The sequence below is a fragment of the Mesorhizobium sp. M1295 genome, from assembly GCF_040318135.1.
Classification (GTDB): Bacteria; Pseudomonadota; Alphaproteobacteria; order Rhizobiales; family Rhizobiaceae; genus Mesorhizobium.
In genome coordinates this window covers 327,886-341,172 of sequence record NZ_JAMYLU010000001.1, presented here as the reverse complement: position 1 = coordinate 341,172, position 13,287 = coordinate 327,886, and the positions used below count along the sequence as shown (strand labels likewise).

The following is a 13,287-nucleotide window of genomic DNA, read 5'->3' as shown; positions in this document are numbered from 1 at the left end:
GGCCGACACGATATGGGGCTTAGGACTGGGGAGGAACCGAAACACTGCGGCATCGCTGCCGCGGCCAAGACCTGAGCAGCGTAGAAAGTAAAGTCTGGAACGTATGAACTCTCCCGTCAACATCACCGATCCGCTCGTGCTGTTCATGCCGTCTGGCAAGCGGGGGCGGTTTCCGGTCGGCACGCCGGTGCTGGATGCCGCGCGCCAGCTCGGTGTCTATGTCGAGAGCGTGTGCGGCGGGCGTGCCACTTGTGGGCGTTGCCAGATTGAGGTGCAGGAAGGCAATTTCGCCAAGCACAAGATCGTTTCCTCCAACGACCACATCTCGCCCAAGGGCGCAAAGGAAGAGCGCTACGAGCGCGTTCGTGGGCTGCCCGAACGCCGCCGCCTGTCCTGCTCGGCGCAGATTCTCGGCGATCTCGTCGTCGACGTGCCGCAGGACACCGTCATCAACGCGCAAACCATCCGCAAAGACGCCGACACCAGGGTCATCGCCCGCGATGCGGCAATCCGCATGTGCTATGTCGAGATCGAAGAACCCGACATGCACAAGCCGCTCGGCGACCTCGACCGCCTGAAAATCGCGCTGATGAAGGACTGGGGCCTCAAGAGCCTCGATTTCGATTTCCATCTGTTGCCGCAGGTGCAAGGCATTTTGCGCAAAGGCAACTGGGCAGCGACCGCCGCCATCCACAAGGACACCGACAGCGAGACCGCACGGGTCATCGCCTTGTGGCCAGGCCTCAAGAACGAGGCGTACGGGCTTGCCTGCGATATCGGCTCGACCACGATCGCCATGCATCTGGTGTCGTTGCTATCGGGCCGCGTCGCCGCCTCGTCGGGTACATCCAATCCGCAGATCCGCTTCGGCGAGGATCTGATGAGCCGCGTCTCTTACGTGATGATGAACCCGGACGGCCGCGAAGGCATGACAGTCGCCGTGCGCGAGGCCATTTCGGGCCTCGTCGACAAGGTCTGCGCCGAAGGCAGCGTCCAGCGCAACGACATACTGGATTCCATTTTCGTCGGTAATCCGATCATGCACCATCTGTTCCTCGGCATCGATCCGACCGAGCTCGGCGGCGCTCCCTTCGCGCTAGCGATCTCCGGCGCCGTCCACATCAAGGCATCGGATATCGGCCTGAAGCTCAACCAGGGCGCCAGGCTTTATATGCTGCCTTGCATTGCCGGCCATGTCGGCGCCGATGCGGCGGCGGTGACGCTGTCGGAGGGGCCGCACCGCCAGGACGAAATGATGCTGATCGTCGATGTCGGCACTAATGCCGAGATCGTGCTCGGCAATCGCCAGCGGGTCGTGGCGGCATCCTCGCCGACCGGCCCGGCCTTTGAGGGCGCGGAAATCTCCGGCGGCCAGCGCGCCGCACCGGGTGCCATCGAGCGCGTCCGTATCGATCCCGAAACGCTGGAGCCCAAATATCGCGTCATCGGCTCGGAACTCTGGTCCGACGAGCCGGGCTTCCTCGACAGCGTGCAGGCGACCGGCGTCACCGGCATCTGCGGCTCCGGCATCATCGAGGTAGTCGCCGAGATGTATCTCGCCGGCGTCATCTCCGAGGACGGTGTCGTCGACGGATCGCTGAGCGCCCGCTCGCCGCGCGTCGTCGCCAACGGCCGCACCTTCTCCTATGTGCTGAAGGAAGGCGGGCCCAAGATCACCATCACCCAGACCGACGTGCGCGCTATCCAGCTTGCCAAGGCCGCCCTTTATGCCGGCACCAAGCTTTTGATGGAAAAGCAGCACACTGATCATGTCGACCGCATCCACTTCGCCGGTGCATTCGGCTCGTTCATCGACCCGAAATACGCAATGGTGCTGGGCCTGATCCCGGATTGCGACCTCGACAAGGTCTCGGCCGTTGGCAATGCGGCCGGCGCCGGTGCCCGCATGGCGCTGTTGAACCGCGGCTATCGCCGCGAGATCGAGGAAACCGTCAGCAGGATCGAGAAGATTGAGACGGCCCTGGAGCCGAAATTCCAGGAGCATTTCGTCTACGCCATGGCGCTGCCGAACAAGATCGACCCGTTCCCCAAGCTTTCGGCGGCGGTCAAACTGCCGCCGCGCAAGACGGTGAGCGAAGACGGCATTGCCGGCGACGCCGCCCCGCGGCGGCGTTCGCGCGAAGGCCACGCCGCGCGGCGCGGGCGGGGATGACTCGCCCCCGCTAGGCCTGTCATACCTTCCATTTTCATTTGTATGCAAATGTTTCCAGATCGCGCCGATCTGGAAACGAAATCGCGTTTTCGTGAAATCCGCCAGATACATAGGCGGTGCATTTAACCGGCATCGAACGGCAGGCAGAACCAGTTTCCGGCCACCGCAACGCTCCAAAGGAGATCAAGATGTCGATGTTCGAAAGCCTCGGCCGCTATGGTGCGGCCTTCAAGAAAGCACGCGAAGCGCGCAAGTCACTGCGCATCCTGAACAGCCTGCCGCCTGAGATCCAGAAGGACATTGGCTGGCCGGTGTCGCCGCGATCGAGCAAAAAGCAGCTTTCGGTCGGCTGGGGCATGCAGCGCGGATGAAATTCACCGACAAATGCAAGCTGCTCGGTATTCGCCGGGGCCGCAATGCGGCTCCGGCTGCACCCAGCAATTGGCTGCGCGCCGCATTACTGCCCCGGCGTTGAGCTGCGCCGCTGGGCCAGGGACTCCATAGGCCGGACACTTTGTCGCCGGCCGGGATCAAACCACCGTGTTGAGATCGCATAAATCTTGACTTTTTTGGTGGCGACACAATCTTCGAAATAGTCGGGGGTTCTCTTAGTCGGCTCAGCCGAAGTCCGTGTATCTGTATGCCCAGCCTCAAAAGCCACGTCGTGTCGTTCGTCCTCAGGTACAGCCGCAAGAAGGCGTTTTCCAGCCCGGAGAACCTGCAGCGCTGGATCGCCTATGCGCGCAAGACTGAAAACCATCAGCCGCCTGCGTCGCTGCAGTCGCGCCTGGAGATCACAACCCGCACGATCAGCGGCTTCCCCGTCTACGAGATCGCGCCCAAGGCTGGCGAGCGGAGGCGGATTCTCTACCTGCACGGCGGCGCTTACGTCTTTGAAATCACACCCTATCATTGGCGGCTGATCGCGGACATGGCCGACCGTCTCGGGTTCGGCATCACTGTGCCGATCTATCCCATTGCTCCCGAACACGATTTCCACGCCATGTTCGGCATGGTCGGCGCCGTCTACCGCCAGATGTTCGGCGAAACCGGGGCGAATGACATCATCTTCATGGGCGATTCCGCCGGCGGAAACATGGCCGTCGTGCTGACCATGATGGCTGCGCAAGACGGCCTGCCCTTGCCATCACGCCACGTGCTGATTTCGCCCGGCCTCGACGTGTCGCTCGCCAACCCAGAAATGTATGAGGCTGAACGCAACGATCCGTGGCTGGGCATTGCTGGCGGCCGCGAGGCGATCCGGCTTTACAGCGCCGGTATAGATCCCACCGACTGGCGCATCAGCCCGGTTTACGGCGACCTGTCGGTGCTGCCCAAAACGTTGCTGCTGACCGGTTCACGCGATCTGCTCACCCCCGACAATCTGATCTTCGCTGAAAAGGCACGCGCGGCCGGCGTCGAAATTGAGGTCGTCCACGAGCAAGGCATGTTCCATGTCTGGCCGTTGATCGACATGCCGGAGGCGCGACGCGCGCGGGACAGTATAGTGGCCTTCTTGACCAACGAAACTGACAGTTATCATGCCACGGCAGGCGTGTTGTCGCTGCAGAGGACAGACCGCGACGGAACCCCTCGCGATCTGGTTGCGCCGCTCAGGTCGTAGTTTGGGTCAGAACTTCCCAGTTTCCCTGAACATCTCAAACGTCGCGCGGATATGGTCGGCGACTGCCTTCACCGGCGCGCTGGCGTCTGGCGTCACCACCATGGCGAGATTGTAGGTGCCGATGTCAGGCATACCGTCCTTCGGGCACAACTCGACCATGTCACTGCCGAGGAACGATTTCGGCAGCGGCGCGACTGCAAGATCCGCCATGATCGCGGCGCGCTGGCCGGCCGTGTGTGCGCTCATATAGGCGATGCGGTAGTTGCGGCCCTCGCGGCCAAGCGCCTCCAATGCCCCTGCCCGCCAGGCACAGCCCTCTTCCCACAATGAGACCGGCAGCGGCTCGCGCAGATGCGCGCAACCGCCCTTGGCACCGGCCCAGACGATCGGCTCTGTGAGCAGCACTTCGGCGCCGATCGCGCTGGTCTTGTAGGAGTTGGTGAGCAGCGTGATGTCGAGCGCCCGGTCGTCCATGCGCCGGCGCAAATTGACGCTCTGGTCGATGGTGACGTCGACTGCGATCGATGGATGCGATTGTGCGAACCGCTTCAGCACATGCGGCAGCACACGTTCGCCGTAATCGTCCGGCGAGCCGAGCCGCACCACCCCGACAATGTCTGGAATGATGAACTTCGACACCACCTCGCGATTGATCGACAGCAGCCGGCGCGCATAGCCGAGCAGCATCTCGCCATCGGTGGTCAGCGTCACCGAACGGGCGTCGCGCGCGAACACCGAGCGGCCGAGAATGTCCTCCAGCTTCTTGATCTGCATGGAGACGGCCGACGGCGTGCGGAAGACCGCATTGGCCGCAGTGGTGAAACTGCCGGTCTCGGCGATTGCGACGAAAGTGCGCAGAACATCGAGATCGAGCAGCGGCAGTGGATGATTGAGTGGGGCGTTCATGGGGAGCGACCTTCAATTTTTCTGATGCAAACCATCATTCCATTTCGTTTGATTGAACATCAGTTTGGGAGGATAGTCAACTCCATCGAAGGCAAGACACGTAGAAGTGGTCCCGAAACAACCATGACACGGACCTGCAATCGACACGAAATGAAGCTGAAACAAACCCGGTGTACCGCCTGACGCTGCAAGCGCCGGGACAATCCCGGCCCAACGCGAAGGAGAATGAGATGTCTATCCTGTCATCCATCGGTCGGATCGCGACCGAGTTCAGCGAGGCCCGTGCCCGCTACCAGACGGAACGCGCCATCCGCGCGCTGCCGATTGAACTGCAGAAGGATATCGGCTGGCCCGAAGCTGCCGATGCCAAGACTGGCACTCGCCATGGTGTGGGATCTTGGGCCGGAGCAAAGTAACCGTGTGTATCAACAGCTGAAGGCCTGCCGCGCAGATCAGCCCGGCAGGCCTTTTTGTTTGTATTCAAATGATTTCCCCGAGCCATGTCGCCGCCGCATGACGCATATGAGCAAGTCGCATAGCAGCCCGCGCCGGCAATCAACACGTTGTAAATAATCGTAAATCCTGGGCAGAATGCCCAAATTTGTCGCATTCCGTGTCGCTTTTCATATCAAGTGCTTCGCTTTTGCGATTTAGTTTCCCCTCACCTAAGCCTATATCATCATCAACAAACGAGCTGCCCCACTCCATCAAGCGAAGGCGACCCGTCTGAGCAACCGAATGGAGATGATCATGAAGCTTTTTGCCCGCCTCTTTGCCCGCCGCGAAATGAACCTGACGACCGCGCTCGAGCGCCAGCGCCTGGCTAACACCATGCCTGGCCAGACCGGTGCCATGGCCGCCGCGCGCCTCGGCTTTGTCGCCTGAAACAGCAAATCTTGGCAGAAGCAGCCTAGCGCTGCTTCGAAGTCGATCCAGCGCCGCTTCGGCTTTGCCGAGGCGGCGTTTTCGTGTGCGCAGACTGTTCGGCTCGTTTGGACAATCCGGCGGCACGTTGTGCCCTTCGCCGCATAGCGATTGCCCATTTGCGACCCATGTCGCAAATAAAGTCTTTCCGTTGCCATCTAGCCAATTGACAGGAAACGTTTTTCCTGATGTCGCTATGCTGATCGCGACATCCTGTTCGCGCCATTGCAGCGTGAGGATCTACCCGTGAACGTCGTAAAGCACCCGATCCGGCGATCGTTTGTATTCTTCCTGATCCCCGATTTCACCATGATCGCCTTCGCGACGGCGCTTGATCCGTTGCGTTCGGCCAACCGCATGCTCGGCTATGAAGCCTATCGCTGGCGGCTCGCCAGCATCGACGGCAAGCCGGTGCGCGCCTCGAATGGCGTCGAATGCGCCGTCAACACCTCGCTGGAGGAAGAGCGCAAGAAAATGTCCGGACCGGACCGGCCGAACATGGCCATCGTCTGCAGCGGCATCAATGTCGAGCGCTACCAGAACAAATCGGCCTTTGCCTGGCTGCGCGAGGAGTACAATCGCGGCGTTGCCGTCGGTGGCCTGTGCACCGGCGCGCATATCCTGGCCGCCGCCGGCCTGCTGTCCAACAAGCGCTGCGCCATCCATTGGGAGAACCTGCCGGGCTTTTCCGAGGCGTTCCCCAAGGCCAATGTCTTCGCCGACCTCTTCGAGATCGACCAGAACATCTACACCTGCGCCGGCGGCACCGCCGCGCTCGACATGATGCTGAAGCTGATCGGCGACGATTTCGACGAGAGCCTCGTCAACCGCGTCTGCGAGCAGGTGCTGACCGATCGCGTGCGCAGCCCGACCGACCGCCAGCGCCTGCCGCTACGCGCCCGTCTCGGCGTGCAGAATTCCAAGGTTCTGACCATTATCGAGCTGATGGAGGCCAATCTCTCCGAGCCGCTCTCGCTGATCGAGATCGCTGACCATGTCGACCTGTCGCGCCGGCAGATCGAGCGCCTGTTCCGCACCGAGATGGGGCGCTCCCCTGCCCGTTACTATCTGGAAATCCGCCTCGACCGCGCCCGGCACCTGCTGATCCAGTCGTCGTTGCCGGTGGTCGAAGTGGCAGTCGCCTGCGGCTTTGTTTCCGCCTCGCATTTCTCCAAATGCTATCGCGAACTCTATGCCCGCTCGCCGCAACAAGAACGCGTCGACCGCAAGCAGCTTCTGGCGGCTTGATCCGAGCCATCAGCTGAAGAAAGCCCACTGAGTTAATGCGCTTCGGCCGTGCGCATTGCCTCGACGCGGATGTCTTCCGTCAGCCGCGCCTTCAGTGCCGAAAACTCCGGGCTGGTCTTCAGCGTATAGTGGCGCGGATGCGGCAGGTCGACGGCAACGTCCGACTTGATGCGGCCGGGCCGCGCCGTCATCACCACCACGCGCGACGCCATGAAGATCGCCTCCTCGATGTCGTGGGTGACGAACAGCACCGTCTTTTGCCGGCGCTCCCAGATGCCGAGAAGCAGTTCCTGCATCAGCCCGCGGGTCTGGTTGTCGAGTGCGCCGAACGGCTCGTCGAGCAGCAGGATCTCCGGATCGTTGGCCAGTGCCCGGGCAATCGCCGTGCGTTGCTGCATGCCGCCGGAAAGCTGCTTCGGCCAATGGTTCTCAAAACCTTTCAGACCGACCAGATCGACATAGGACGCGACGATGTCGCTGCGCTCGCGCTCGGCCATTCCACGTTCGCGCAGGCCGAAGGCGATGTTCTCGGCGACCGTCAGCCACGGGAACAGCGTATAGGACTGGAAAACCATGCCACGGTCTGGACCCGGCCGGTCCACCGCCTTGCCGTCGAGCAACACGCGGCCCTCACTCGGCGCTTCGAGGCCGGCGACGATCCTGAGCAGCGTCGATTTTCCACAGCCGGACGGCCCGAGGATGGTGATGAAGTCGTTGGCGGCGACCGCCAGATCGATCGGCATCAGCGCCTGGGCCGGTTGCCCGCCGCCGACACCGGCAAACGTGCGCGAGACGCCTTCAATAAGAAGCTTGCTCACGCCAGGCTCCATGGAAACAGCCAACGGTTGAGCGCCTTGAAGGCGAAATCGGACAACAGCCCAATCAGGCCGATGACGATGATGCCGAAGATGATCTGCCCCGTCGCCAGCCGCGATTGGCTGTTGATGATCATGTAACCGATGCCCGACGACGAGCCGATCAGCTCGGCGACGATGACATAGGTCCAGGCCCAGCCGAGCACCAGGCGCAGGGTCTCGGCAATCTCCGGCGCATTGGCCGGCATGATCACGCGCCGCACGATGCCGTTGTCGGACGAGCCCAGCGTGTAGGCCGCCTCGACCAGGTCGCGCCGTGTGCCGCCGACCTTGACCGCGATGATCAGAATGATCTGGAACACCGAGCCGACGAAGATCACCAGCAGTTTTTCGAGTTCGCCGACGCCCGCCCACAGGATGAGCAGCGGGATGAAGGCCGATGCCGGCAGATAGCGGGCGAAGGAGACGAACGGCTCCAGGAACGCCTCCACGGGCTTCCAGGCGCCCATCACGATGCCGAGCGGGACGGCAACGATGGCTGCCATCAGAAACCCGCCGAAGACGCGCCAGATGGTGATGAGGATGTCGAGCCAGAAGCGGTCCTCGACCAGCAGCCGCCAGCCGTCTCTCAGCATCGAAAGCGGATCGGCAAGGAAGATGCGATTGACGTGGCCGCCAAGCGTGATCCACGCCCAGAACGCCACGAACAGCACGAAGAACGAGATGCCGAGCACGGTTCGAATGCCGGGCGAGACCGGATGCAAGGGGCGCGGCATCGTCAACCGTCCTTTGATCTGAATGAAAAAGCGGCGGCGCAGGGCACCGCCGCCGGGCGACAATCCTGCCGGTCAGTCGGCGACGGCGCTGGTGTCGGCCAATGTCGAGACGTCGGGCGCTTCCTTGATCAGGCCCATCTGCAGCAGAAGCTCGCCGGCGGTCTTGGAAAAGTCCTGGAACTCCTTGGTGAAGAACTGCTTGTTTTCAGCCTTGTCGGCCCATTTCAGGTATTTGGCCGACTCTTCGAACTCCTTGGCCGACTGCTTCACGTCGGCGCCCATCGTCTCATAGGATTTCGCCGGATCGCTCTTGATCAGGTCGAGCGCCTCGAAATAGCTGTCGGCAAGCGCCTTGGCCGCATCCGGATTGGCCTTGAGGAACTCCGGCGTGCAGCCGACGGTGTCGAGCACCATCGGATAGTCGAGAGTGGTCACGAGGATATGCCCCTGCTCGGATTTTTCGCGCACCGCCGAGATGAACGGCTCATAGGTGACTGCCGCATCGTTCTGTCCGGCAAGAAACGCCTGCGCCGCGGCATCCGGCTCCAGATTGACGACCGTCACGTCCTTGGTCGACATGCCATTCTTGTTGAGCACCCAGGCCAGCATGAAATAGGGTGACGTGCCCGGCGCCGAAGACGCGACCGACTTACCCTTGAGATCGGCAACGGTCTTGATGTCGTTGCGGGCGACGATGCCGTCGGCGCCGTAGGATTTGTCGAGCTGGAATATCTGCTTGGTCGTCACGCCGTTGGCGTTCCAGACCAGCCAGGTCTCGACCGTGGTGGCGGCGCATTGCAAGTCGCCGCTGGCGATGGCGAGCGGCCGGCTGGCTTGCGGCACCTTCTTCAAGGTGACGTCGAGGCCATGCTTTTCGAAGATGCCGGCCTGCTTGGCGAGCGTCAGCGGCGCAAAGCCCGTCCATCCGCTGATGCCGATGCTGACCGATGTGGCGGCCATCGCCGGCGCGCACAACCCAGCGACAAGCGTCAAGCCTGTGGCAAGAATTCCGATCCTGTTCATGTCGGTTCCCCTTTTTTGTTCGGATCGGAATTGTGTCACAGACGCCCGCAGGCTTGTCAATGAAGCCGATGCTGCACTGCGGTATCTCACCGCCGGCAGCAAACTTCGCCATTAGCGCGTGTTGTACATCCAGCTGCGGTCGCGCCACATTTTTTCGCCGACCAGGCAGTCGGTGACGGGGCTGTCCTGTGCCAAGACCAATGGCGGATGCGCCGCCTCTTCCGCCGCTCGCTGCGGCGAGGCCGGACCGGCAAGCTCAAGCACCAGCTTGCGGCGGATGGCCTCCGGAAACTGCGTCCAGTCATTGACCGGGATCATGAAGGAACCCGGCCCACCGATGACGCAATCGCTGTAGTAACGGTCGAGATTGTTGACATCGTAAGCGCTGCTGAACCCGCCGCCCTTGGTCATCAGCGGCAGGCCGTTGACAGTGATGCCCTGCTTGATCACGGCGTCGCGGGTGATGTCGACAGGTGCGCCCTGGTTGTTGGGGCCGTCGCCCGAAATGTCGATCACCCGCTTGACGCCCTGGAAGCCGCTTTCGGCGAACAGATCGCTGGCGAATTCCAGCGCGCCGGAGATGGAGGTGCGCCTGGCACTGGCCGGCGGATGAGCGGAAAGCTGCGCTGCCAGCCGCTCGGCGTCGGCACGGTTGGCGATTACCGTCCACGGCACAACGACCTGCTGCCAGGTCGCGCCTGCCCATTCGACGTAGGTGACGGCAATCTTGCCGTGAGCGCCGTCGCCGATTGCCTGCAGCACGTCGTCGTGCGTCAGCGCCGCCGCATAGCCGTGGCGCTGGATTTCGAGCTCGTCGGGCGACATGGACAAGGACACGTCGACTGCCAGCACCAGTTCGACGTCAACCGGCTCGGCGGCGCGGGAGATTGCCGCCGGCCATAGCACCGACGCCAGCGCGGCGGCACCCGAGACGAGATGTCTTGCACAGGCAAAAGCAGACATGCCGCACGGTAAGCTAAAATCGACGACCGACAAAGAGGAAAGCCCGGCCGAGAGCGCGGCTGTTCCAGTCACGTTTTTGCGAGCACGTCTCTAAGTTCAGCTGCGCGGATTGAGGTTCTCCGGGTCGTAGAGCGGCCTGTAGCCGACGGCGGCCACTTCGACCGGGTATTTCTCGCCGAAATATTCGACGCTCAACTTGCGGCTCTCCTGGCAATAAGCCCAGGGCAGGTAGGCGAGCGCGATATTCTTGCCGAGGGTCGGACCATAGGCCACCGAGGTCGTGAACGACCGACGGCCGAGCTCGTCGACCAGCGTCTCACCGGTTTGCGGGTCCATCACCGGCATCGTGCCGACCGGATAGCGGGGAACGCCGTTGGAATCGGTATTGTCCGTCATCACAAGGGTGCAAAGCATGGCCGGCTGATGCGCCCGGGCGCGATATTCCAGATGCTTTGCCTTGCCGCAGAAATCGGCCTCCTTGACCTTCGGCCGGGCAAGATCAGCCTCCAGCAGATTGTACTCGGTCAAGAGATCCGCGTTCTGCAGGCGCAGGCTCTTCTCCATGCGGCGGCTGTTGGCATAGGTCTCGACGCCAAAGGCCATTACGCCGGTCGACCGCAGGGCGTCCCAGACGGCCAGGCCGTCCTCGTAGCGCATATGCAGTTCCCAGCCTTGCTCGCCGACATAGGAGATGCGGAAGGCGGTCACGTCCTTGCCGGCGATCCTGACAGGCTTGATGGCGGCAAAGGGAAAATTCTCCGGCGTCAGTCCGTCGGGATTTTCCACGACCTTGCTCAATGCCGCCCGCGCATTCGGACCCCAGATGCCGACGGTCACGTACTTCTCGGTCACGTCGGTGACGGTAACGTCGAAGCCTTTGTCTTCTGCCGTCCGGCGCATGTACTGGAAGTCGCGCGGTCCGGCATCGGCGCCGTCGATCACGCGGCAGCGGTCGGCCATGCGGATGACGGTCAGGTCGGCGCGCACCATGCCTTCCTCATCGAGGAAATGGGTATAGATGCCCTTGCCGATATTGCCGTCGCCGCCGATCTTTGCCGCGCACAGCCATTCCATCAGCGCGACGTGATCGGGGCCTTCGACGTCGTACATGGCGAAATGCGACAGGTTGACGATGCCGCAATCCTCGCTCATGGCGAGATGCTCGGCATTCGAGACGCGCCAGAAATGGCGGTTGTCCCACTCGTTTTGACGCATCGGCACCCGGTTGCCGTATTTCTCGAGCAAATGCTCGTTGGCGGCGTAGCCATGGGCGCGTTCCCAGCCGCCGAGCTCCATGAAATAGCCGCCGAGTTCCTTCTCGCGCTCCCAGAAGGGCGAGCGGCGGACATTGCGGGCCTTGGAGAAGGGTTCGCGCGGATGCACCGCCGGGTTGTAGACCTTCATCGCCGTTTCGGTGCAGCGGTCCCAGATGAACTGCTCTTTCGTCTGGTGCGGATAGAAGCGCGAATAGTCGATGGCGTGGTGGTCGATCGCCGTGCGGCCGTCCGTCATCCAGTCGGCGATGAGCTTGCCCATGCCCGGGCCATCCTTGACCCAGATGGCAACGGCATACCAGAGGCCCCTGACCTTCTGGCTTTCGCCCATCGACGGGCCGCCGTCCGCCGTCACCTGCAGCAGGCCGTTGAAGGAATGGCTCTCATTGTAGCCCAACTCGCCCAGGATCGGCGTCAGTTCCATGGCGCGCTCGAGCGGCGCCATGATCTGCTCCATGTCGAGATCGCGCTGCGACGGCGAAAGCCGTGCCTCGTTTTTCTCGAGAATGTCGCGCGGATGGCAAAGGCGCGGATTGGTCTCTTCGTAGTAGCCCCACTCGATCTGCCCGCCTTCGGCCGTCTTGGGATCGCCGGTATCGCGCATGTAAGCCGAGTTGCCCTGGTCGCGCAGCAGCGGCCAGCCGATCTCCTTGCCGGTGCCGGCGAACTCGGTGTACGGCCCGAAGAAGGTAAGCGGATGGTCGATCGGCATCACGGGCAGGTCCTCGCCCGCCATTTCCGCAATAAGCCGTCCCCAGATTCCGGTGCAGACCACGACATAGTCGGCTTCGATAGTGCCGCGGTCGGTCACCACGGCCTTGATGCGGCCGTTCTCGATGACGAGCGACTTGGCGGAGGTATTGGCAAACGCCCTGACTTTGCCGGAGGCTTCCGCCTGGTCGACCAGCTTGCCGGCGACCGTCTGCGAGCGCGGGATGACGAGGCCGGCGTCGGGATCCCACAGGCCGCCCTGTACCATCTGTTCTTCGATCAGCGGGAATTTTTCCTTGATCTCGGCGGGATCGATCAGGCGGGCGCGTGTGCCGAAGGCCTTCGCCGAGGCGATCTTGCGCTTGATCTCCGCCATGCGGGCGTCGTCGCCGACGCGGGCGACCTCGAGGCCGCCGATGCGCGCGTAATGGCCCATCTTTTCGTAGAAATCGATGGAATAGAGCGTCGTCCAGCACGACAGGAAATCGTGGCTGGTCGTGTAGCAGAAGTCGGAGGCATGCGCCGTCGAGCCGATATCCGTCGGGATGCCTGATTTGTCGATGCCGACAATATCGTCCCATCCGCGCTCGATCAGGTGATGGGCGACCGATGCGCCGACGATGCCGCCAAGCCCGACGATGACGACCTTCGCCTTTTCCGGAAACCCTGCCATTGCCCGCGACTCCAAGATGCTATTGCGCCAGACTATAGGGCGGCGCCGCGCCGCGCTTGCAGCCTGTTTGCGACATCGCCAAAAAAGCCCGCGCCACCAGCCCGTCGAATGCAGTTAGACCTACGCCTTCGCCCTGCTCAGTACGAAGGCGCTGCTAGAGCCCGTCCTGCGCAGCTT

General features: G+C 62.4%; 12 protein-coding genes. 6 read left to right on the top strand and 6 right to left on the bottom strand.

Annotation, left to right across the window (positions count from 1 at the left end):
• Positions 1 to 103 precede the first annotated feature (103 nt).
• The 3 genes from NKH29_RS01605 to NKH29_RS01595 all read left to right on the top strand — a co-directional run bounded on the left by NKH29_RS01605 (position 104) and on the right by NKH29_RS01595 (position 3,797).
• Complete coding sequence (locus NKH29_RS01605) at positions 104 to 2,173, top strand: ASKHA domain-containing protein (RefSeq protein ID WP_023719928.1); 2,070 nt, start codon at positions 104 to 106, stop codon at positions 2,171 to 2,173.
• 188 nt (positions 2,174 to 2,361) lie between these two features.
• Positions 2,362 to 2,544, top strand: a complete 183-nt coding sequence (locus tag NKH29_RS01600) for a hypothetical protein (protein ID WP_023719927.1) — start codon at positions 2,362 to 2,364, stop codon at positions 2,542 to 2,544.
• Positions 2,545 to 2,813: 269 nt separating this feature from the next.
• Entirely contained in the window at positions 2,814 to 3,797 is a 984-nt protein-coding gene (locus NKH29_RS01595) for an alpha/beta hydrolase (RefSeq protein WP_023719926.1), read from the top strand.
• A 6-nt stretch (positions 3,798 to 3,803) separates the two neighbouring features.
• On the opposite strand, the gene NKH29_RS01590 is transcribed toward NKH29_RS01595, so the two are convergent.
• Positions 3,804 to 4,703 (bottom strand): LysR substrate-binding domain-containing protein, encoded by a 900-nt coding sequence (locus NKH29_RS01590; RefSeq protein WP_023676521.1) that lies wholly within the window; start codon positions 4,701 to 4,703, stop codon positions 3,804 to 3,806.
• Between the two features lie 230 nt (positions 4,704 to 4,933).
• Between NKH29_RS01590 and NKH29_RS01585 the strand changes: the two genes are divergently transcribed.
• The 3 genes from NKH29_RS01585 (at position 4,934) to NKH29_RS01575 (ending at position 6,875) form a co-directional block, all read left to right on the top strand.
• Positions 4,934 to 5,119, top strand: a complete 186-nt coding sequence (locus tag NKH29_RS01585; RefSeq protein WP_023719925.1) for a hypothetical protein — start codon at positions 4,934 to 4,936, stop codon at positions 5,117 to 5,119.
• A gap of 322 nt (positions 5,120 to 5,441) precedes the next feature.
• Entirely contained in the window at positions 5,442 to 5,588 is a 147-nt protein-coding gene (locus tag NKH29_RS01580) for a hypothetical protein (protein WP_198030510.1), read from the top strand.
• Between the two features lie 348 nt (positions 5,589 to 5,936).
• Positions 5,937 to 6,875 (top strand): GlxA family transcriptional regulator, encoded by a 939-nt coding sequence (locus tag NKH29_RS01575; RefSeq protein WP_302895626.1) that lies wholly within the window; start codon positions 5,937 to 5,939, stop codon positions 6,873 to 6,875.
• 32 nt (positions 6,876 to 6,907) lie between these two features.
• Here the strand turns inward: NKH29_RS01575 and NKH29_RS01570 are convergent, their stop codons facing one another.
• From NKH29_RS01570 to NKH29_RS01550, 5 genes are all read right to left on the bottom strand, one after another.
• Positions 6,908 to 7,693 carry an ABC transporter ATP-binding protein gene (locus NKH29_RS01570; RefSeq protein WP_023719923.1) on the bottom strand — a complete coding sequence of 262 codons (786 nt, stop codon included), beginning with the start codon at positions 7,691 to 7,693 and terminating at the stop codon, positions 6,908 to 6,910.
• Positions 7,690 to 8,466, bottom strand: a complete 777-nt coding sequence (locus NKH29_RS01565) for an ABC transporter permease (RefSeq protein WP_352484520.1) — start codon at positions 8,464 to 8,466, stop codon at positions 7,690 to 7,692. The genes NKH29_RS01570 and NKH29_RS01565 overlap by 4 nt, the downstream gene beginning before the upstream one ends.
• A gap of 72 nt (positions 8,467 to 8,538) precedes the next feature.
• Positions 8,539 to 9,489, bottom strand: coding sequence for an ABC transporter substrate-binding protein (locus NKH29_RS01560; RefSeq protein WP_023719922.1), 951 nt, complete (start codon positions 9,487 to 9,489; stop codon positions 8,539 to 8,541).
• Positions 9,490 to 9,600: 111 nt separating this feature from the next.
• Complete coding sequence (locus NKH29_RS01555; protein ID WP_023719921.1) at positions 9,601 to 10,452, bottom strand: DUF1194 domain-containing protein; 852 nt, start codon at positions 10,450 to 10,452, stop codon at positions 9,601 to 9,603.
• 96 nt (positions 10,453 to 10,548) lie between these two features.
• Complete coding sequence (locus NKH29_RS01550) at positions 10,549 to 13,110, bottom strand: GcvT family protein (protein WP_023719920.1); 2,562 nt, start codon at positions 13,108 to 13,110, stop codon at positions 10,549 to 10,551.
• Positions 13,111 to 13,287: the final 177 nt, after the last annotated feature.

Excerpts from the sequence above, each read along its gene's own strand:
- NKH29_RS01580 (WP_198030510.1), top strand. The coding sequence starts at position 5,442 with ATGGAGATGATCATGAAGCTTTTTGCCCGCCTCTTTGCCCGCCGCGAA.
- NKH29_RS01600 (WP_023719927.1), top strand. The coding sequence starts at position 2,362 with ATGTCGATGTTCGAAAGCCTCGGCCGCTATGGTGCGGCCTTCAAGAAA.
- NKH29_RS01595 (WP_023719926.1), top strand. The coding sequence starts at position 2,814 with ATGCCCAGCCTCAAAAGCCACGTCGTGTCGTTCGTCCTCAGGTACAGC.
- NKH29_RS01585 (WP_023719925.1), top strand. The coding sequence starts at position 4,934 with ATGTCTATCCTGTCATCCATCGGTCGGATCGCGACCGAGTTCAGCGAG.
- NKH29_RS01590 (WP_023676521.1), bottom strand. The coding sequence starts at position 4,703 with ATGAACGCCCCACTCAATCATCCACTGCCGCTGCTCGATCTCGATGTT.
- NKH29_RS01605 (WP_023719928.1), top strand. The coding sequence starts at position 104 with ATGAACTCTCCCGTCAACATCACCGATCCGCTCGTGCTGTTCATGCCG.
- NKH29_RS01565 (WP_352484520.1), bottom strand. The coding sequence starts at position 8,466 with ATGCCGCGCCCCTTGCATCCGGTCTCGCCCGGCATTCGAACCGTGCTC.
- NKH29_RS01555 (WP_023719921.1), bottom strand. The coding sequence starts at position 10,452 with ATGTCTGCTTTTGCCTGTGCAAGACATCTCGTCTCGGGTGCCGCCGCG.
- NKH29_RS01550 (WP_023719920.1), bottom strand. The coding sequence starts at position 13,110 with ATGGCAGGGTTTCCGGAAAAGGCGAAGGTCGTCATCGTCGGGCTTGGC.
- NKH29_RS01575 (WP_302895626.1), top strand. The coding sequence starts at position 5,937 with ATGATCGCCTTCGCGACGGCGCTTGATCCGTTGCGTTCGGCCAACCGC.
- NKH29_RS01560 (WP_023719922.1), bottom strand. The coding sequence starts at position 9,489 with ATGAACAGGATCGGAATTCTTGCCACAGGCTTGACGCTTGTCGCTGGG.